Here is an 18,493-nt window from a genome sequence, read left to right on the forward strand (position 1 = left end):
GCCTGCCCTCCTTGGCGGTCTTCCAGACGTTGTAGAGGAAGGGCAGGGTGGACAGGCCGAGGAGGAAGGAGCCGATGGAGGAGACGGTGTTGAGAGCGGTGAAACCGTCGGCGGCGAGATAGTCGACATAGCGACGGGGCATGCCCTCCGCGCCCAGCCAGTGCTGGACGAGGAAGGTGGTGTGGAAGCCGACGAACAGGGTCCAGAAGTGGATCTTCTCCAGGCGGTGGTCGAGCATGGTGCCGGTCATCTTCGGCCACCAGAAGCTGAATCCGCCGAACATCGCGAAGACGATCGTGCCGAAGAGCACGTAGTGGAAGTGCGCGATGACGAAGTAGCTGTCGGTGACGTGGAAGTCCATCGGCGGTGAGGCGAGCAGGACACCGGTCAGGCCGCCGAAGAGGAAGGTGACGAGGAACCCGGCCGCCCACAGCATCGGCGGCTCGAACGACACCGAGCCCTTCCACATCGTCCCGATCCAGTTGAAGAACTTCACCCCCGTCGGCACGGCGATCAGGAAGCTCATGAAGGAGAAGAACGGAAGCAGCACGGCCTGCGTGGCGAACATGTGGTGGGCCCACACGGTCACCGACAGACCCGTGATGGCGATGGTCGCGCCGACCAGGCCCATGTAGCCGAAGATCGGCTTGCGGGAGAACACCGGAAGGATCTCGGTGACCACGCCGAAGAACGGCAGGGCGAGGATGTAGACCTCGGGATGCCCGAAGAACCAGAAGAGGTGCTGCCAGAGGACGGCTCCGCCGTTCTCGGGATCGAAGACGTGCGCCCCGAACTTGCGGTCCGCCTCCAGGGCGAACAGGGCCGCCGCCAGGACGGGGAAGGCGAGCAGTACCAGCACCGAGGTGAGCAGCACGTTCCAGGTGAAGATCGGCATCCGGAACATCGTCATGCCCGGGGCGCGCATGCAGATGATGGTGGTCACGAAGTTGACCGCGCCGAGGATCGTGCCGAAACCGCCCAGTGCCAGACCCATGATCCACAGGTCACCGCCCAGCTGGGTGGTGCGCTCCCCGCCACTGAGGGGCGTGTAGGCGGTCCAGCCGAAGTCGGCGGCGCCCTCGGGCACCATCATGCTGCTGACCACCATCAGGCCGCCGAAGAGGAACAGCCAGTAGGAGAACATGTTCAGGCGCGGGAAGGCGACGTCCGGGGAACCGATCTGGAGCGGCATGATCGCGTTGGCGAAGCCGGCGAAGGTCGGCGTCGCGAACAGCAGCAGCATGATCGTGCCGTGCAGGGTGAACGCCTGGTTGTACTGCTCGTTGGACAGCAGCTGGAGGCCCGGCCGGGCCAGCTCGGCCCGGATCGCCATCGCCAGCACTCCGCCGATCAGGAAGAAGCCGAACGAAGTGATCAGGTAGAGGTGGCCGATCTTCTTGTGGTCGGTGGTGGTCAGCCATGTGACGACCACCTGGCCCCGGCTGCGGCGCTCCGCCGCCGGTACCGGAGCAACCGGTTCAGTGTGTGTCGCCATCGGTTTTCCCTCGGTCGGTCGGCAGCAACGGAAGGCGGGCGGCGCGCCACCAGCCCAGCGGAAAGTAGTCCGGACGATGTGCTGAGACAGTGCGATTTGGGCGGATTCTAGGCTGAATGACCGATCGATCCATTCGTTCGGGCGAGCCGACCGCGGCGTGAGGGCCGCCGAGCGGGCGAGGCTTCCCCGGGCGCGCCGGCGTGACTCAGAGCCGGTCGACGATGCTTTTGCAGCTGCTCGACCTCGGTGGACCGGCCCTTGACGATGTCACCGGCCATCACACACCCTGGGCCGTCGCGGGTGCCGGTGATTGCGGCCCCGCCCCGCCGGGAACCCCGTGGAACCGTGCACGAAGAACTGTGGGGATCCAGCGCGCGAGCACCGCGGAGAGTGCTGCTGACCGGATGGTTCAGCTTCCTGCACGGGGAGGTGACCGCCGGGGACGTGCTGGCCCTGGACCGGGTGCGGGACGCGCTGGGGCGCGGGGGAGTCCCGTACGACGTGGCCTGGAGCCCCGGGTTCCGTCCCGACGCCCTCCATCTGGACGACGTGCGGCCCGAGGACTACTCGCACCTCGTGTTCGTCTGCGGCCCGGCGCACGGACGGCAGGTCGAGGAACTGCACCGGCGGTTCGCGCACTGCGTGCGGATCGCCGTCGGGACCTCCGTCATCGCGCCCGACAGCCCCGCCGTGACCGGCTTCCACCATCTGCTGGCCCGGGACGGCCCGGGCACCGAGCCCGGCCGGGACCTCGCGGCGCGCGCCCCCGCCCTTCCGGCACGCCCGGTCGTCGGGGTGGTGCTCACACACGGTCAGCACGAGTACGGCGCGTCGCGGCGGCACGAGGAGGTCGCCGCGGAGGTCGTCCGCTGGCTGGCCGGCCGGGACTGCGTCCGCCTGGAGCTCGACACCCGGCTCGACACCCGCGACTGGCGCCTGTGCGCCACACCGGCCCAGCTGGAGTCCCTCCTGACCCGGCTGGACCTCGTCGTCACCGACCGGCTGCACGGACTCGTCCTCGCCCTGCGCGCGGGCGTCCCGGCCCTGGCCGTCGACCCGGTCGAGGGCGGAGCGAAAGTGACCGCGCAGGCCCGTGCCTGCGACTGGCCGGCACTGGTGCCCGCCGAGCACCTCGACGGCCCCGCACTCGAACACTGGTGGCACTGGTGCCTGACCTCCGGGCCCGCGACGGCGCGCAGACTCGCGGTCGAGTTCCGCGAGGCCGCCGTCCCGGACGGCGCCGACCGGCTGGAGGAGTTGCTGCGGTCGGGCGTCGCGGACCGGGCCGGTTGAGACGTCGCGGGCCGTCCGGCCGGGGCGGGCGTGTGAGGGCCGGCCGTCCGGTCGGGGCGAGGGTGCGGCCGGCGGGCGTCCGCGGCCGGCCGACGCCCGTGCCTGCCGTGCGACTCGGCGGGCCCGCACCGCAACTCCCGCGGTGGGCCTGGGCCTGGCCTCCGGCGGCGCGACGGCGCGCAGACTCACGGTCGGGTTCCGCGAGGCCGCCCGTCCCGGACAACGTGCCGACCGCATCGAGGAGTTGCCGCGGTCGGGCGTCACGGGCCGGGTATCTTGCTCAACGATCGCCCACCGATCATGACTTGGTACCGCCCCCCGCGGTCGATCGTGGAGGGCGTCCATCAGGTCGTCCGTACGACCGGCGCCGGGTCGCCGACATCACTCAAGTGTCGGCAGACACAGGCCCGGTGCTCTCCTCACACCAGGAAAGGGAACTCCGTGGGCATACTGCGCGTGAAGGCCTTCGACCACTTGGTCCTCAACGTCGAAGACGTCGAACGCTCCCTGGACTTCTACACCGGGCAACTCGGCATGGAACCGGTGCGCCTCGCGCAGTGGCGGGCCGGCGAGGTGCCCTTCCCTTCGGTGCGAGTCACCCCGGACACCATCATCGACCTGGTCAGCCGCCCCCGGGGCGAGTCCAACGTCGACCACATCTGCCTCACCGTGGAGCCGGTGGACTGGGACGCCGTCCTCGCGTCGGGCACCTTCGACGTCCTGGAGGGCCCCGTGCAGCGGTTCGGCGCGCGCGGCAACGCCACGTCCGTCTACGTCCGCGACCCCGACGGCAACACGGTGGAACTGCGCTGGTACCCGCAGGACGCCCCGGAGTGACCTGACCGAGGGTTCCCCTCCGGGCCTGCGCCGGCCCGGAGGGGCTCTGCCGCTCTGCGTCCGGCCCGCACCTCGAACGGCCCAGTGAAACCGCGCCGGAGGAGGCGAGTTCGGGTGGGCGATGTGACCGTGGTGGAAGGCATGGGATCCCACACGGACACGAGGAGGCGCGATGTCGCAGGGAACGGTGGAGGCCGGCACGGCGTGCGCTGCCGCACAGGGCGGCGCGGACGTGCCGGCGGACCCGTCCCGGGACGTCTTCGCGCGGGTGAGCGCGGTCGCCGACGCCGTCCTGTACGAGGGCTACCTCCTCTACCCCTACCGCCGTTCCTCGGCCAAGAACCGCGTCCGCTGGCAGTTCGGGGTGCTGTTCCCCCGCGACTGGGTGGAGTCGGACGGTCCCGTCGTCCCCGGTGTGTCCGGCTCCGCCGACTCCTGGTACCAGCAGACCGAATGCCTGCTGCGTGTCCGTCGGCCCGGCGCGTCCGTACGGGTGCGCCTCCGGTACCTCCAGACGCAGCGCAAACAGATGGAGGAGACCGGCCCGGACGGTGCCCGCCGCGAGGTGGAGTCGCTGCGCACCGACGACGGCACCACGCATCTGACCTTCGACGAGGCGGTGCCGCGCGAGGCGGAAGTGACGGTCGCGCTGGACGCACTGCTCCAGGAGGACCACACCGTCCAGGTGAGAGCGGCGGCCGGCGCGGACATCGAGTCGCTGCCGGGACGCGCCGGGCGCGTGGTGCGGCGCCGCGAGGAGGTACGGGCGGACGTCACCGTCGCCGCCGAGCGGCTCGCGCCGGACCTCTGCCGGCTGCGGGTGCGCACCACGAACACCGGGGCCGCCCCCGAGCCGCGGACCCCGCGCGAGGAGGCGCTGCGGCGCGCGCTCATCGCCACCCACACCCTCGTCGGCGGCGACGGCGTGGAGTTCGTCTCGCTGACCGATCCGCCCACGGATCTGATCGCCCACGCCCGCGCCTGCCGCAACGAGTTCACCTTCCCCGTCCTGGGAGGCGAACCCGGTGGCGCGCCCGGCGGTGAATCCGGTGGCGAACCCGGCGGTGACGTCCTGCTGTCCTCCCCGATCATCCTGCCCGACCACCCCCAGGTGGCTCCGGAGAGCCCGGGCGACCTGCACGACGCGGCGGAGATCGACGAGATCCTCACGCTGCGCACGATGCTCCTGACCGACGAGGAGAAACGCGAGGCGCGCGCCACCGACGCCCGGGCCGCCGCCATCCTCGACCGCGTCGAGACCATGCCCCCGGAGGTGTTCGCACGGCTGCACGGCGCCGTCCGCTCCCTGTCCCCGGCCGCACCGGCACCACCGACCGCCGCCGTGTCCCCGGCCACCGCCGCACCCCCGACCGTCACCGCACCCCTGGCCGCACCGGCACCCCCGACCGCCCAGGAGTCCCCACTCGCCGAACGTCCCGCCTGGTGGCAGGAGGGTGGTGACGACGGTCTCCACCCGTCCACCGACACGGTGCTCGTCGACGGCACGGCCCTCGGCCGAGGCAGCCGCGTACGGCTCCACCCCCGGCGACGGGGCGCCGACGCCCAGGACATGTTCCTGGCCGGGCGGACCGCCGAAGTGGCCGCCGTCTTCCACGACGTGGACGGCAGCACCCACCTCGCCGTCACCCTCGACGACGATCCCGCGTCCGAACTGCACACCTGGTACGGCCGCTTCCACTACTTCCGGCCCGACGAGCTCGAACCCCTCGAACCCGCCGGCTCCCCGGACGAGCCGCCGGCACCGGCTTCCGCCGCATCCCCGGCACGGCACACGACCGACTCCGAGACCCACCGCAGCGGAGGCCGATGACATGACCACGCACAGCAGCACCGAAGAAGTCAGCAAGGAACCCAGCCGCGCCGAGGACCGGCAGGGCTTCGAGGAGATCCACATCCTCTGGATCTCCGAGGGCATGAGCTGCGACGGCGACACGGTCTCCCTGACCGCCGCCGGCCAGCCCTCCATCGAGGACCTGGTGCTCGGCCTGATCCCGGGCCTGCCGAAGGTGAACCTGGTCAACAAGGTGCTCTCACCGAGCCTGGGCGGCGAGGACTTCCTCGCCCCCTACCGGGCGGCGGTGCGCGGCGAACTGGCCCCGTTCATCCTCGTCATCGAGGGCTCGATCCCCAACCAGAACATCATCGAGGGCGACGGCTACTGGACGTCCTTCGGCAACGACCCGGAGACCGGCGAACCGCAGACCCTGAACTGGTGGATCGACCAACTCGCCCCCAAGGCCTGGGCCGTGGTGGCCGCCGGCACCTGCGCCACCTTCGGCGGCATCCACGCCATGTCCGGCAACCCGACCGGCTGCATGGGCCTCGCCGACTACCTGGGCTGGGACTACACCTCCCAGGGCGGCCTCCCGGTCGTCAACGTGCCCGGCTGCCCGATCCAGCCCGAGAACTTCATGGAGACCCTGGTCTGGGTCCTCTACCACGCGGCCGGCTCCGCGCCCCCACCCCCGCTGGACCACATGCTGCGCCCGCAGTGGCTCTTCGGGAAGACGGTCCACGAGGGCTGCGACCGCGGCGCGTACTACGAGCAGGCGAGCTTCGCCAAGGACTACAACTCGCCCAAGTGCCTGGTCAGGACGGGCTGTTGGGGTCCGGTCGTCAACTGCAACGTGCCCAAGCGCGGCTGGATGGCCGGCATCGGCGGCTGCCCGAACGTGGGCGGCATCTGCATCGGCTGCACGATGCCCGGCTTCCCCGACGCGTTCATGCCGTTCATGGACGAGCCGCCCGGCGGCACCCTGTCGTCCCTGGCCATCAAGCCGTACGGGGCGGTCATCCGCCGGCTGCGCGGCATGACGAACGAGCTGGTCAACCACGAGCCCAAGTGGCGCCACAACAAGCGGAAGCTGACCAGCGGCTACGACCCGCGCTGGCGGCCCTGATGCCGCACCACGCGCACCCCACCACCCGTCCCCACATCACCGACAGCGAGGGGCAGTACCACAGATGACCACCACCGAGGCCCGGCCCACGGAGCGCAAGCCGCCACAGCTCGTGGACATGTCCTGGGATCCGATCACCCGGATCATCGGGAACCTGGGCATCTACACGAAGATCGACTTCGCCAACCGGGAAGTCGTGGAATGCCACAGCACCTCGTCGCTGTTCCGCGGCTACTCGGTGTTCATGAAGGGCAAGGACCCACGGGACGCGGGGTTCATCACGTCCCGCATCTGCGGCATCTGCGGCGACAACCACACCACCTGCTCCGACTATGCCCAGCAGATGGCCTACGGCGTCAAGCCTCCTCCGCTGGCCGACTACATCGTCAACCTCGGCGAAGCGGCCGAGTACATGTTCGACCACACGATCTTCCAGGACAACCTGGTGTTCGTGGACTTCTGCGAGGCGATGGTCAAGGCCACCAACCCCGGTGTGCTGGCCCGCGCCGAACGCACCGAGTCGCCCCGCGGCGAGATCCACGGCTACCGGACGATCGCCGACATCATGCGGGCGTTCAACCCCTTCGAGGGCGCGGTGTACAAGGAAGCCCTGAAGATGAGCCGGATCACCCGTGAGATGTTCTGTCTCATGGAGGGACGGCACGTCCACCCGTCGACGCTGTACCCCGGTGGTGTCGGCACGATGCCGCAGCCGACCGCCTTCACCGACTACCTCAGCCGGCTCATGCGGGTCATCGACTTCGTCAAGAAGGCCGTCGCCATGAACGACGACGTCTTCGACTTCTTCTACGAGGCGCTGCCCGGCTACGAGGAGGTCGGCCGCCGCCGCGTCCTGCTCGGCTGCTGGGGTGCCTTCCAGGACCCCAGGACCGTCGACTACCGGTACGAGACGATGAACACCTGGGGCAAGCAGATGTACGTCACCCCGGGTGTCGTCGTCGACGGTGAGCTGATCACCAACAACCTCGTCGACATCAACCTCGGCCTGCGCGTCCTGCTCGGCAGCTCCTACTACGAGGACTGGGTGAACGAGCAGCCCTTCGTCACCCACGACCCGCTCGGCAACCCCGTCGACATGCGCCACCCGTGGAACCAGACGACCGTCCCGGTCCCGCAGAAGCGCGACTTCGGCGACAAGTACAGCTGGGTGATGAGCCCGCGCTGGTACGACAAGGCCAGCGGGCAGCACCTCGCCCTGGACACCGGCGGCGGCCCGCTCGCCCGGCTGTGGTCGACCGCGCTGAGCGGCCTGGTCGACACCCCCTACGTCAAGGCCACCGGCAACAGCGTGCGCATCTCGCTCCCCAAGGGCGAGAAGCTCCCGGAGACGACCCTGGAGTGGCGCATCCCGCCGTGGAGCAACACCATCGAACGCGACCGCGCCCGGCCGTACTTCGTCGCCTACGCGGCGGCCATGGCCCTGCAGTTCCTCGAAGAGGCCATGGGGATGGTGCGCGCGGGCGAGACCAAGGTGTTCGAGAACTACGAGGTGCCCGACGAGGCGATCGGCTGCGGCTTCCACGAGGCCGTGCGCGGGGTCCTCTCCCACCACCTGGTGATCAAGGACAAGAAGATCGCCAACTACCACCCGTATCCGCCCACCCCGTGGAACGCCAGCCCCCGCGACATGTACGGCACCCCCGGCCCCTACGAGGACGCCGTCCAGGGCCAGCCCATCTTCGAGGAGAACGGGCCCGACGACTTCAAGGGCGTCGACATCATGCGCACCGTCCGCAGCTTCGACCCCTGCCTGCCGTGCGGCGTGCACATGTACGTCGGCAAGGGCAAGACGCTGACCACGCTGCACTCGCCGACGTACGGGGCGAACCATGGCTGAGGCCGACCGCCTCCCCGACCCGGACGTGGAGGCCCGGCTCGCCCGGCTCGACGAGCTGCTGGAGACACTCCAGTCCGCACCCGGTCCCACCACCCGCTCCGCGACCGAGGCGGTACGACTGCTGACCGAGGTCTACGGCGAGGCGCTGGCCCGGGTCCTGGACCACGCCGACGGGCGGCTGGCCGACCGCCTGGCCGACGACGAGCTGCTGGGACACCTGCTGGTGCTGCACGACATCCACCCCGAGCCCGCCGAGCGCCGGGCGGCCCGCGCGGTCGAACGGCTGCGGCCCGCCGTGCGCGAACGCGGCGGGGACGTGGAGTGGGCCGGTGTCGACGGCGACGTCGCCCGGGTGCGGCTCACGGCGGGCGGCGGCTGCGGTTCCGGCTGCGGCGGTGGAGCCTCGGAGGTCACCGCCGCCGTCCGTGAGGCGGTGCTCGCCGCGGCACCCGAACTGACCGCGGTGGAACCGCTCACCGCCACCGCCCCCGCCTTCGTACCACTGGCCACCCTGACCCACCGGGGCGCACGGTGACCACGGACGGAGCGCTGGCCCGCCTCATCCGCTCCTCGGCCGACGGCACGGCGGCGGCCGAGGCGGAGGTGTGCGACCTGTGCGCCGCGCCGGTGCCCGACGAACACCCCCACCTGTACGACACCCGGCAGGACCAGGTGCGCTGCGTCTGCGGCCCCTGCTCGGTGCTGTTCGCCCAGGGCGGGGCGGGCGACGGACACTGCCGGCTCGTGCCCCGGCGCCGGATCCGGCTGCCCAAGGTCGACACGGCGGCCCTCGGCGTACCCGTCGGCCTGGTCTTCTTCGTGCCCCGGACCGACGGCACCGTCACCGCCCAGGGCCCGAGCCCGGCGGGGGCCATGCGGTGGGAGGTGGACGCGGCGGCCTGGCAGCGGCTGGCCGAGACGTGTCCACCGCTCGCCACCGTGGAACCCGAGGTGGAGGCACTGCTGGTGAACACCGTCCACGGCCTCGACCACCACTGGATCGTGCCGATCGACGACTGCTACCGGATGGTCGCGGTCGTCCGCCGGGAATGGCGCGGCCTGTCCGGCGGCGGCCGGATCTGGCCGGCCGTCGAGCGGTTCTTCGAGGACCTCACCGAGCGGTCATGAGGACGCACTCCGCAGGTCGGAGGCGAGGAAGGAGATCACCCATGGGCAGCATCAGAGTGGGCCGGCCTCAGGCGAAGCCCGACACACCCCGGCACGTGGCCGGCATGCACCAGGGCAACAAGGGCCGGTACGAGGAGCAGACCGGGCACCACGAGGACGGCACCGCCGACGCGCGCCGCTCCACCGGGATCCACTGGAAGCGGCATGACGCCCTCGCGGAGACCATGCCGAACATCTCGCCGGGATGAGACGGGACGAGAGACACGGGACGACGGACAGCAGGGAGTCGCGGCACATGATGATGATCCAACGAGCACGCAGGTCGACCGCCGAGGGCAGGGCGGCCGGGATGTCCGGACAGCGGGTGCTGAAGACCGAGGCCGTCATGCTGGGCGGCATGGCACTGGGGCTGCTCCTGTGGGAGCTGCCCAGCCTGCGGCGGGAGGCGCGGATCTGGCGGATGGCCGGCGGCTTCCGGGCCGGCCACCGCTACCCGTGAGCCGACCGTGCACGAACTGTCGATCGCGACCGCGATCATCGAGCGGGCCGACGAACTGGCCCGCTCCGACGGGACGGACGCCGTCTCGGCGGTGACCGTCCGCGTCGGCGAGCTGGCCGGGGTCGTCCCCGACGCCCTGACCTTCGCCTTCGAGGTGGCCCGCGACGGCACCGCGCTCGCCTCGGCACGGCTCGTGGTCGAACAGGTGACCGCACGGGCCTACTGCGGCCCGTGCGCCGAGGAGTTCCCGGTGGGCATGCCCCCGTTCTTCTGGTGCCCGCGCTGCGACCGGCCCTCCACCGAGCTGCGCAGCGGCCGGGAACTGGAGATCACCGCCATCGAGCCGGTACCGGCCTCGCCCTAGGCCCCGCCCCGGCGCGAGTGGGCCGGTCGCGCCCCCGTACCGGCCGCACCCATCCCGAGTGGCCCCCGCCGACACCTCGGCTGGGGCCACTCCCGTGCTGACGGCTCAGCAGATGCGCGGCAGCTGCTCCCCGAGCGGCAGGTCCACGACACGGGTGCCGCCGAGGCCGGTGGAGACCACGACCATGCCGGGATGGTCGGCGACGCACTCGCCGATCACCGTGGCCCCCGCACCCTGCGGATGGGCGCGCATCGCCGCGAGCACTCCGTCCGCCGCCGACGGGGGCACGAAGGCGACCAGCCGGCCCTCGTTGGCGACATAGAGGGGGTCGAGCCCCAGGAAGCCACAGGCGTTCGCCACCGCGTCCGGCACCGGGACGGCCCGCTCCCGCAGCCGGACACCGGTACCGGAGGCACGGGCGATCTCGTTGAGGGACGCGGCCAGCCCGCCCCGGGTGGGGTCGCGCAGCACATGGATGTCGGGCGTGACGGCCAGCATGGCCGCCACCAGGTCCGCCAGCGGCGCGGTGTCGCTGGCCACCTCCGCGCCGAACTCCAGTCCCTCCCGCACACTCATGATCGCCACGCCGTGCAGGCCGATCGGGCCGCTGACGATCACCACGTCACCGGGCCGCGCGCGCTGGGGACGGATGTCCACCCCGTCGGGGACCAGCCCCACCCCGGCGGTGGTGACGTACACACCGTCGCCGTGCCCGCACTCCACCACCTTGGTGTCGCCCGTGGCGATCGTGACGCCGGCGGCCTCGGCCGACGCGCCCATGGCCCGCGCGATCCGCTCCACCACGGCCAGCTCCACGCCCTCCTCCAGCACGAAGGCGGCGGACAGGTACGCGGGCCGGGCCCCGCTCATCGCCAGGTCGTTCACGGTGCCGTTGACCGCGAGGTCACCGAGACAGCCACCGGGGAAGAACAGCGGCCGGACCACATAGGAGTCGGTGGAGAACGCCAGCCGCGCGCCGCCCAGTTCGAGCACCGCGGAGTCGGTGAGCGCGGCGAGGGAGGCGTTGCCGTAGGCGGGGGCGAAGACCTGCTCCACCAGCTCCGCCGAGAGCGCGCCGCCTCCGCCGTGCCCCATCACCACCACCGGCTGGTCGCGCAGCGGAGCGGGGCAGGTCCAGGCGGCCGGGTCGACCGTGTCGGTGAGTTCAGGCAACGGGGTTCATCTCCTCCCGCGCGGCCCGGTCGGCCTGCGGCGTCGGGGCGTTCATCCGGCGGTACAGGTAATAGGCCGCGCAGGCCCCCTCGCTGGAGACCATCGTGGCGCCGAGCGGGGTGCGCGGGGTGCAGGTGGTGCCGAACGCGGCGCACTCGGTCGGCTTGATCAGCCCCTGGAGCACCTCGCCGCTGCGGCACTCGGCGGGCTCCTCGGTGCGGATCCCGGTGACGTCGAAGCGGTGCTCGGCGTCGTACGCGCGAAACGCCTCGGTCAGCCGCCAGCCGCTGCCCGGGATGGGTCCGATGCCGCGCCAGTTGCGGTCGGTGACCTCGAACACCTCCTCGATCATGCGGACGGCGGCCGGATTGCCGTCCTCGCGCACCGCCCGCGCGTAGGCGTTCTCCACCCGGTGCTCGCCGCGCTCCAGCTGGCGGACCGCCCGGCGGATGCCCTCCAGGATGTCCAGCGGTTCGAAGCCGGTCACCACGACCGGCACACCGAACCGCTCGGCGAGCCGCGGGTACTCGGCCGTGCCCATCACGCTGCACACGTGCCCGGCGGCCAGGAAGCCCTGCACCCGGCAGGCGGGGGCGGTCATGATGGCCTCGATCGCCGGGGGCACCCGCACATGCGACACCAGGAGGCTGAAGTTGGTCAGGCCGAGGCGGCGTGCCTGGTGCACGGCCATCGCGTTGGCGGGGGCCGTCGTCTCGAAGCCGATGGCGAAGAAGACCACCTCCCGGTCCGGGTGGCGGCGAGCCAGCTCCAGGGCGTCGAGCGGCGAGTAGACCACGCGTACGTCGCCGCCCTCGCCCTTGACCCGGAACAGGTCACGGTCGGTGCCGGGCACGCGGAGCATGTCCCCGAAGGAGCAGAAGATCACGCCCGGACGCGCGGCGATCTCCAGCGCCTTGTCGATGACCTCCAGCGGCGTGACACAGACGGGACAGCCGGGGCCGTGGATCAACTCCACCTTCTCCGGCAGCAGTTGGTCGATGCCGTGCCGGATGATCGAGTGCGTCTGTCCGCCGCACACCTCCATCAGGGCCCACGGCCGGGTGGCGGTGGCGTGGATCTCGTCCAGCAGCCGCCGGGCCAGAGCGGGGTCGTTGAACTCGTCGATGTACTTCACCGGGCCTCACTCCCGCTGTCCTGGTGCTCCGCCGCCACGGCGGTGCCCGCCTCCTGGGCCGCCTGCTCCCAGGCGTCGCCGAACTCCTCCTCCAGCAGCCCCAGTTCCTCGAAGAGCTTCAGGGAGGCCAGGGCCGACTCCTCGTCCAGGCGCTGGAGCGCGAACCCGACGTGCACGATGACGTACTCACCGACCCGCACGTCGGGCACGTACTCCAGACACGCCTGCTTGCGCACACCGCCGAAGTCGATCAGCCCGGTGAGCGGGTCGGCGCCGTCGTCGATGGCCACGACCTTGCCGGGCACTGCCAAACACATGGGTCACTCCTCTTGTCGTTCGTGCGCCGCGACCACCAGCTGGCCGAGGGCCAGCCCGCCGTCGGTCGGGGGGACTTCACCGTGGCGGAGCACCGCGAAGCCGTCCCCGGCCAGCAGCCGCGCGCACTCCTCCTCCAGCAGCGCGTTGGCGAAGACCCCGCCGCTGAGGGCGACGGTCGTCAGGCCGGTGGCCCGGCGCGCGCCCCGGCAGATCTCCACGACGGCCCGCGCCACGCCACGGTGGAAACGCGCCGCCAGCACGGGGACCGGGGTGCCGCGCCGCAGGCCGTCGACGAGCGCGCTCAGCACGGGCGCCGGATCGCACACCCCGGCGGCGATGCCGAAGGCGTACGCCGAGCTGTCGGCGTCCCAGGCGGACGCGGCCGCGGCCTCCAGCTCCAGGGCGGCCTGGGCCTCGTATCCCGCGCGGTGGCACACGCCGACGAGGGACGACACGGCGTCGAAGAGCCGGCCCATGCTGGAGGTCGCCACACAGGCCAGCCCCTGGTCCAACTGCCGTCGCAGAACGGCCAGTTCATCAGGAGTGCAGGCGGTGACGCAGGGCAGGGCAGCGTCCCACCGCAACCCCGCCGCCCACAGCCGCGCCAGCGCCAGACGGCACGGGTTGGCCACCCCCGCGTCTCCGCCGGGCAGCGGGGCGGGGGCCAGATGGGCGAAGCGCCGGTAGCCGGTGTAGTCGGCGAGCAGGACCTCGCCGCCCCACACGGTGCCGTCGTCGCCGTATCCCGTGCCGTCGAACGCGACGCCGATCACGGGTGTCGTGCCGTCGAGGCCGTGCTCGGCCATCGCCGAGGCGATGTGCGCGTGATGGTGCTGCACCGGCACGGGTGCGTCCGGCAGCAGCCGGGCGGCCCACCGCACGGAGTGGTACCCCGGGTGCAGGTCGGCGGCGACCAGTCCGGGGCTGACGCCGGTCAGGCGCCGCAGCTGCGACTCCGCCCGCCGCGCCGCCTCCAGCGTGGCCAGGTCACCCATGTCCCCGATGTGCGGGCCGAACCAGGCGTGGTCGCCCTCGCCGAGGCAGAGGGCGTTCTTCAGGTCGCCGCCCACGGCGAGCGCGGGCCGCACCACGACCGGCAGGCGCAGCGGGCGCGGCACGAACCCCCGGGAGCGGCGCAGCACCTGTTCGGTGCCGTCGGGGCGCACCCGCAGCAGGGAGTCGTCGCACGGCGAGGCGATGGCCCGGTCGTGGGCGAGCCAGGCGTCGGCCAGCCCCGCCAGCCGGGTCAGTGCCTCCTCGTCGTCCGTGACGATCGGCTCCCCCGAGCGGTTGCCGCTCGTCATCACCAGCACCCGCGGGCCCGGCGGATCGCCGGGCAGCCCGAACAGCAGCGTGTGCACGGGGGTGTAGGGCAGCATCACGCCGAGGTGCGGGCTGCCGGGGCAGACACAGGACGCCAGGGCGTCCTGTCGTGCGCGCCGGCGCAGCAGGACGATCGGGCGGCGGGGGCCGGTGAGGGCGGCCCGCTCGGCGGGGGAGAGCACGGCGATCCGCCGCACGGCGTCGAGATCCGCGCACATCACCGCGAACGGCTTGTCGCCGCGCGCCTTGCGGGCGCGCAGCGCGTCCACGGCCCGCGCGTCGGTGGCGTCGCACGCCAGGTGGTAGCCGCCCAGGCCCTTGACGGCGACGATCCGCCCGGCGGCCAGCAGCGTCCGGGCCGCCGCCAGGGCGTCGGCGTCCCGGGCGGCGCGGACCCCGCTTCCGGCGGCCGGCACCAGGCGCAACCGGGGCCCGCACTGCGGGCAGGCCACGGGCTGGGCGTGGAAGCGGCGGTCGCCGGGATCGCCGTACTCCCGGGCGCAGGCGGGACACATCGGGAAGCCGGACATGGTCGTGACCGCCCGGTCGTACGGCATCGCGGTGGCGATGGTGAAGCGGGGGCCGCAGTGCGTGCAGGTGACGAACGGGTGCCGGTGGCGGCGGTCGGCCGGCTCGGCCAGCTCCCGCAGACAGTCGGCACAGGTCGCCGTGTCGGGCGGCAGCAGGGTGCGGCCCGGGGAGCGCTCGGTGGAACGGATCGTGAAGGCGTCGTCGGCACCGGTGGCGGGCAGGTCCTCGACCCCGATCCCGGTGACGGCGGCCAGCGGCGGTGGCTCCGAGGCCAGCCGGTCGCAGAAGCGGGCGACACCGTCCGGCGGGCCCTCCACCTCGATGAGCACACCGCTCGCCGTGTTGCTCACGAACCCGGCCAGCGCCAGGTCGGTGGCCAGGCGGTGCACGAACGGGCGGAATCCCACGCCCTGCACCGTGCCGCGCACGGTGACACGGCGGCGCACGGCCTGTGCGACGGGCGCCGTCACGCGACGGGGGCGGCCGCGTGGACGTGGCCGTGCGGGTGCGGCGCCAGGGGAGGCCGGTGGACGGGCGCCCCGTCCCGTACGGCGAGCACCCGCTCCAGGAGGGTGTCGACACCCTCGCCGGTCCGGGCGCAGGACCGCAGCACCTCCACCCCCGGGTTGACCCGCCGTACATGGTCGGTGAAGGCGGCCGCGTCGAAACCGGCGGCCTCGGCCAGATCGGTCTTGGTGACCACCACCAGATGGGCGGAGCCGAAGGCCGTGGGGTACTTCAGCGGTTTGTCCTCGCCCTCCGTCACCGCCATGAGCACGACCCGCAGGCTCTCACCGAGGTCGTAGGCCGCCGGGCAGACGAGGTTGCCGACGTTCTCCACGAACAGCAGCGCGGTGTCGCGCGGCAGCCACTCCTCCACATGGCCGCGCAGCTGCCGGGCCTCCAGATGGCACAGCCCGTCGGTCAGCAGCTGTTTCACCGGAGCGCCCGAGCGGGCGAGCCGGTGGGCGTCGTTCTCGGTGGCCAGGTCGGCGGTGAGCGCGGCCACCGGGACGCCCCGCTCCACCGCCCGGGCCAGCACCCGTCCGAGGAGTTCCGTCTTGCCGCTGCCCGGGCTGGACAGGAGGTTGACCACGCTCACCCCGCGCCGGGCGAGGTCCTCGCGCAGGCCCGCGGCCAGCCCGTCGTTCTTCGCCAGGACGGCCTGGGTGACGTCGTCGGCGGACTCGCACATGGGCGCTGCTCCTCGCGGAAATTCGGGTGTGCCGGACCGCTATCGATCCTCGGCGCCGCCGGCCACGAGGGGCGGGCGACCGGCCGGGGAGGGGGCCGTGGATTCCTCCGGGCGGCTCAACGGGGGTGTGGCCGCGGGGTCCGCGAGCAGCACCGGCACCATCGTGTGCAGGGCGGCGACGGCCCGTTCGACCGCGTCACGCATCGTCCCGCTGAGGCCCGGGGCGATGTCCTCGTCGCCGGACGGCCGTACCTCCGGCTCGCAGGCGAGGACGAGGACCCGTGGCAGCGGCTCGTCGCCCAGGTGCGCGGCGAGGGCCAGCACCTTCGCCGGGTCCATGCCGTGCGCCTCGGGCGGTGCGGCGGCCGTGGCCCGGTCCGGCGGTTCCGGCTCGATCAGCGACAGGGTGCCCGGCCGGTGCCCCCGCACGGCCGCGTCGACCAGGACGGCCGTGTCGTAGCCGTCGAGCAGCGTGTACGCGAGATCCATGCCGCGGATGCCGAAGTCCCGCACCCGCACCTCGGACGGCAGCGGGCGCCGCTCCAGGGCACGGATCACCTCGGGACCGAAGGCGTCGTCCGCGAGGAAGATGTTGCCGACCCCCGCCACCAGCAGCCGCGCGCTCATCGCGCACCCCCGGTGACCGTCTGCGTGGCGGGATCCTGGGGCAGCTTGCGGACGAAGGCCGACCGCAGAGCGTGGTACGAGGCCCCCGGGTCGAAGAAGATCGCACGCATCCGGGCGAGTTCGTCCCGCCGGTACTCGGCCAGCGGCCGTCGCTCCTCGTCCGCCCGGCGCGCCGCGGCCTTCGCGGCGATCCGCCGCCCGAGGTCCGGGGCGCCGGCGAGCGCGGCCGCCATGCGCTCGGTCTCGGCGGTGAACTCCCGCGCCGGGACCGGCACCGGACGGTCCACCAGCCCGGTCCGCGCGGCCGCCGCGGCGCTCACCGGCAACGCCTCGGCCGTCAGCCGGCGCGCCGTCTCGGCTCCCACCCGGCGCGGCAGCGTGTACGTCCAGTACTCCGACCCGTACAGGCCCATGCGCCGGTAGTGCGGGTTGAGGACGGCGCCCGTGCGGCACCACACCTCGTCGGCGGCCAGGGCGAGCATGACGCCGCCGGCCGCCGCGTTGCCGCCGAGCGCCGCCACCACCAGCCGGTCGGTGGTCCGCAGCACCGCCTCGACCAGGTCGTTCATGGCGTTGAGGTTGGCCCAGGACTCGCCCGCCGGGTCGCTCGCCGCCTCGATCACGTTCAGATGGATGCCGTTGGAGAAGAAGTCACGGGTTCCGCCGAGCACCAGCACCGGGGTGGGGCGGGCGAGCGCGTACCGGTAGGCGGCGAGCAGCCTGCGGCAGTGGTCGGTGCTCATCGCCCCACCGGGGAAGGAGAAGGCAAGGAACCCGACGTCGCCGTGGCGCCGGTAGCGGATGTCGCTCCAGGTGCTCCGGTCCGGGGGCAGCTCCAGCGGGGCGGTGTGCTCCGGCAGCCAGTGCGGGCCGCCGTCGGAGCGCGGCGGCCCCTCGGCGACGCCGGACGGCGCCGGGAAGGAGGCCAGCACGGACGCCGCAGGCCGGCGGAAGGGCGCCGGGGCGCCGGAGCACTTGCGGGGGCGCAGCTCCGTGATCCACACCGCGCCGTCCCGGGTGGCCCGGCAGACCGCCCCGGCCCGGGTGGCGAGCAGCTCCCCGGGGCGTCCGCGCAGCCGGTCCTCGGGGTGCCCGCCGTGCAGGAACACCTCCCGGCCGAGGAGTTCGTCCAGGACCCCCGGCTGGGAGTCGGCGCCGCGCAGCTTGCGCAGCACCGTCGCGGTGCCGTCGTTCTCCCAGTCGATCCGTCGCCGCTCCTGGCGGAAGAAGTCACGCCACACCACCCGGATCCCGGGATCGCTCTGCGGCTGCGGCTTGAACGATCCGTCGGCGTACCGCCGCACGGCCAGCAGGACGGCGGCCGAGGCGGCGTCGGAGACCTCGCCCCGGTACAGGTCGCTCTTGCCGACCGGCGGCACCGGGAAGGACTCGGCGGCCCACACGTCGCCGGCGTCCATCGCCGCCTCGGCCTGGAGCACCGTCACCCCCCAGCGCGGCGCCTCCTCGGCGATCGCCCAGTCCAGCGCGGACGGGCCGCGGTCGCCGGGTGGTCCCGGGTGCACGACGAGGCAGGTGTGCTCCCGCCACACGTCCTCCGGCAGCGCCGTCCTCAGCATCGGAGCGACGATCAGGTCCGGGCGCGCCTCGCGTACGGCGGCCCGCACCGCGTCGGCGCCGCGCGAGGCGAGAACGACGTCCACCCGGTGCCCCTGGTCCGACAGTTCCGCGTACACACGCTGGGAGAGGCTGTTGAACGCGCTGGCGACGAGCAAGATGTCCATGACGCGGATGTTCGCCCCTGCCGTGGACGTCGAGAAGGACCCCGACGGCGTTTC

The 18,493-nt window shown here is 72.6% G+C and carries 18 protein-coding genes; 10 read left to right on the forward strand and 8 right to left on the reverse strand.

Translation table 11 applies throughout. From position 1 onward, the window contains the following. The coding region (locus ALMP_RS40950; RefSeq protein ID WP_264937084.1) for a cbb3-type cytochrome c oxidase subunit I at positions 1–1,495 on the reverse strand (1,495 nt) is incomplete at its 3' end. A gap of 345 nt (positions 1,496–1,840) precedes the next feature. Here ALMP_RS40950 and ALMP_RS40955 point away from each other — a divergent pair. The 10 genes from ALMP_RS40955 (at position 1,841) to hypA (ending at position 10,395) form a co-directional block, all read left to right on the forward strand. Then, positions 1,841–2,788 carry a polysaccharide pyruvyl transferase family protein gene (locus tag ALMP_RS40955; protein ID WP_264937085.1) on the forward strand — a complete coding sequence of 316 codons (948 nt, stop codon included), beginning with the start codon at positions 1,841–1,843 and terminating at the stop codon, positions 2,786–2,788. A gap of 450 nt (positions 2,789–3,238) precedes the next feature. Beyond that, on the forward strand, positions 3,239–3,625 hold the full coding sequence (locus ALMP_RS40960) for a VOC family protein (protein WP_264937180.1): 387 nt from the start codon (positions 3,239–3,241) through the stop codon (positions 3,623–3,625). A 172-nt stretch (positions 3,626–3,797) separates the two neighbouring features. Then, on the forward strand, positions 3,798–5,456 hold the full coding sequence (locus ALMP_RS40965) for a hypothetical protein (RefSeq protein WP_264937086.1): 1,659 nt from the start codon (positions 3,798–3,800) through the stop codon (positions 5,454–5,456). A gap of 1 nt (position 5,457) precedes the next feature. Next, on the forward strand, positions 5,458–6,546 hold the full coding sequence (locus tag ALMP_RS40970) for a hydrogenase expression protein HypE (protein WP_264937087.1): 1,089 nt from the start codon (positions 5,458–5,460) through the stop codon (positions 6,544–6,546). A 64-nt stretch (positions 6,547–6,610) separates the two neighbouring features. Further along, a complete protein-coding gene (locus ALMP_RS40975) occupies positions 6,611–8,404 on the forward strand; it encodes a nickel-dependent hydrogenase large subunit (protein ID WP_264937088.1) in 1,794 nt (597 codons plus the stop codon). Then, positions 8,397–8,939: a NifU family protein gene (locus ALMP_RS40980; protein ID WP_264937089.1), complete on the forward strand. Its 543-nt coding sequence runs from the start codon at positions 8,397–8,399 to the stop codon at positions 8,937–8,939. Before ALMP_RS40975 ends, ALMP_RS40980 begins: the two co-directional genes overlap by 8 nt. Further along, positions 8,936–9,532: a DUF5947 family protein gene (locus ALMP_RS40985; protein WP_264937090.1), complete on the forward strand. Its 597-nt coding sequence runs from the start codon at positions 8,936–8,938 to the stop codon at positions 9,530–9,532. Before ALMP_RS40980 ends, ALMP_RS40985 begins: the two co-directional genes overlap by 4 nt. Positions 9,533–9,573: 41 nt before the next feature. Continuing rightward, positions 9,574–9,780: a hypothetical protein gene (locus ALMP_RS40990; protein WP_264937091.1), complete on the forward strand. Its 207-nt coding sequence runs from the start codon at positions 9,574–9,576 to the stop codon at positions 9,778–9,780. Between the two features lie 47 nt (positions 9,781–9,827). Further along, positions 9,828–10,031: a hypothetical protein gene (locus ALMP_RS40995; protein WP_264937092.1), complete on the forward strand. Its 204-nt coding sequence runs from the start codon at positions 9,828–9,830 to the stop codon at positions 10,029–10,031. A gap of 7 nt (positions 10,032–10,038) precedes the next feature. Then, on the forward strand, positions 10,039–10,395 hold the full coding sequence (gene hypA / locus ALMP_RS41000) for a hydrogenase maturation nickel metallochaperone HypA (RefSeq protein ID WP_264937093.1): 357 nt from the start codon (positions 10,039–10,041) through the stop codon (positions 10,393–10,395). Between the two features lie 105 nt (positions 10,396–10,500). Here the strand turns inward: hypA and hypE are convergent, their stop codons facing one another. From hypE to ALMP_RS41035, 7 genes are read right to left on the reverse strand one after another with little or no spacing between them, the layout of a single operon-like run. Continuing rightward, positions 10,501–11,568: a hydrogenase expression/formation protein HypE gene (hypE, locus tag ALMP_RS41005; protein WP_309299615.1), complete on the reverse strand. Its 1,068-nt coding sequence runs from the start codon at positions 11,566–11,568 to the stop codon at positions 10,501–10,503. After that, a complete protein-coding gene (gene hypD / locus ALMP_RS41010) occupies positions 11,561–12,703 on the reverse strand; it encodes a hydrogenase formation protein HypD (protein ID WP_264937094.1) in 1,143 nt (380 codons plus the stop codon). Before hypD ends, hypE begins: the two co-directional genes overlap by 8 nt. Next, positions 12,700–13,020, reverse strand: a complete 321-nt coding sequence (locus ALMP_RS41015; protein WP_264937095.1) for a HypC/HybG/HupF family hydrogenase formation chaperone — start codon at positions 13,018–13,020, stop codon at positions 12,700–12,702. The genes hypD and ALMP_RS41015 overlap by 4 nt, the downstream gene beginning before the upstream one ends. A 3-nt stretch (positions 13,021–13,023) precedes the next feature. Then, a complete protein-coding gene (gene hypF, locus ALMP_RS41020) occupies positions 13,024–15,345 on the reverse strand; it encodes a carbamoyltransferase HypF (RefSeq protein ID WP_264937096.1) in 2,322 nt (773 codons plus the stop codon). Then, complete coding sequence (gene hypB, locus ALMP_RS41025) at positions 15,342–16,070, reverse strand: hydrogenase nickel incorporation protein HypB (protein WP_264937097.1); 729 nt, start codon at positions 16,068–16,070, stop codon at positions 15,342–15,344. Before hypB ends, hypF begins: the two co-directional genes overlap by 4 nt. Positions 16,071–16,109: 39 nt before the next feature. Then, positions 16,110–16,697 (reverse strand): hydrogenase maturation protease, encoded by a 588-nt coding sequence (locus ALMP_RS41030; protein WP_264937098.1) that lies wholly within the window; start codon positions 16,695–16,697, stop codon positions 16,110–16,112. Beyond that, positions 16,694–18,439, reverse strand: coding sequence for a hydrogenase maturation protein (locus ALMP_RS41035; RefSeq protein ID WP_264937099.1), 1,746 nt, complete (start codon positions 18,437–18,439; stop codon positions 16,694–16,696). The genes ALMP_RS41030 and ALMP_RS41035 overlap by 4 nt, the downstream gene beginning before the upstream one ends. Positions 18,440–18,493 lie beyond the last annotated feature (54 nt).

Source organism: Streptomyces sp. A012304 (genome assembly GCF_026008495.1).
GTDB lineage: Bacteria > Actinomycetota > Actinomycetes > Streptomycetales > Streptomycetaceae > Streptomyces.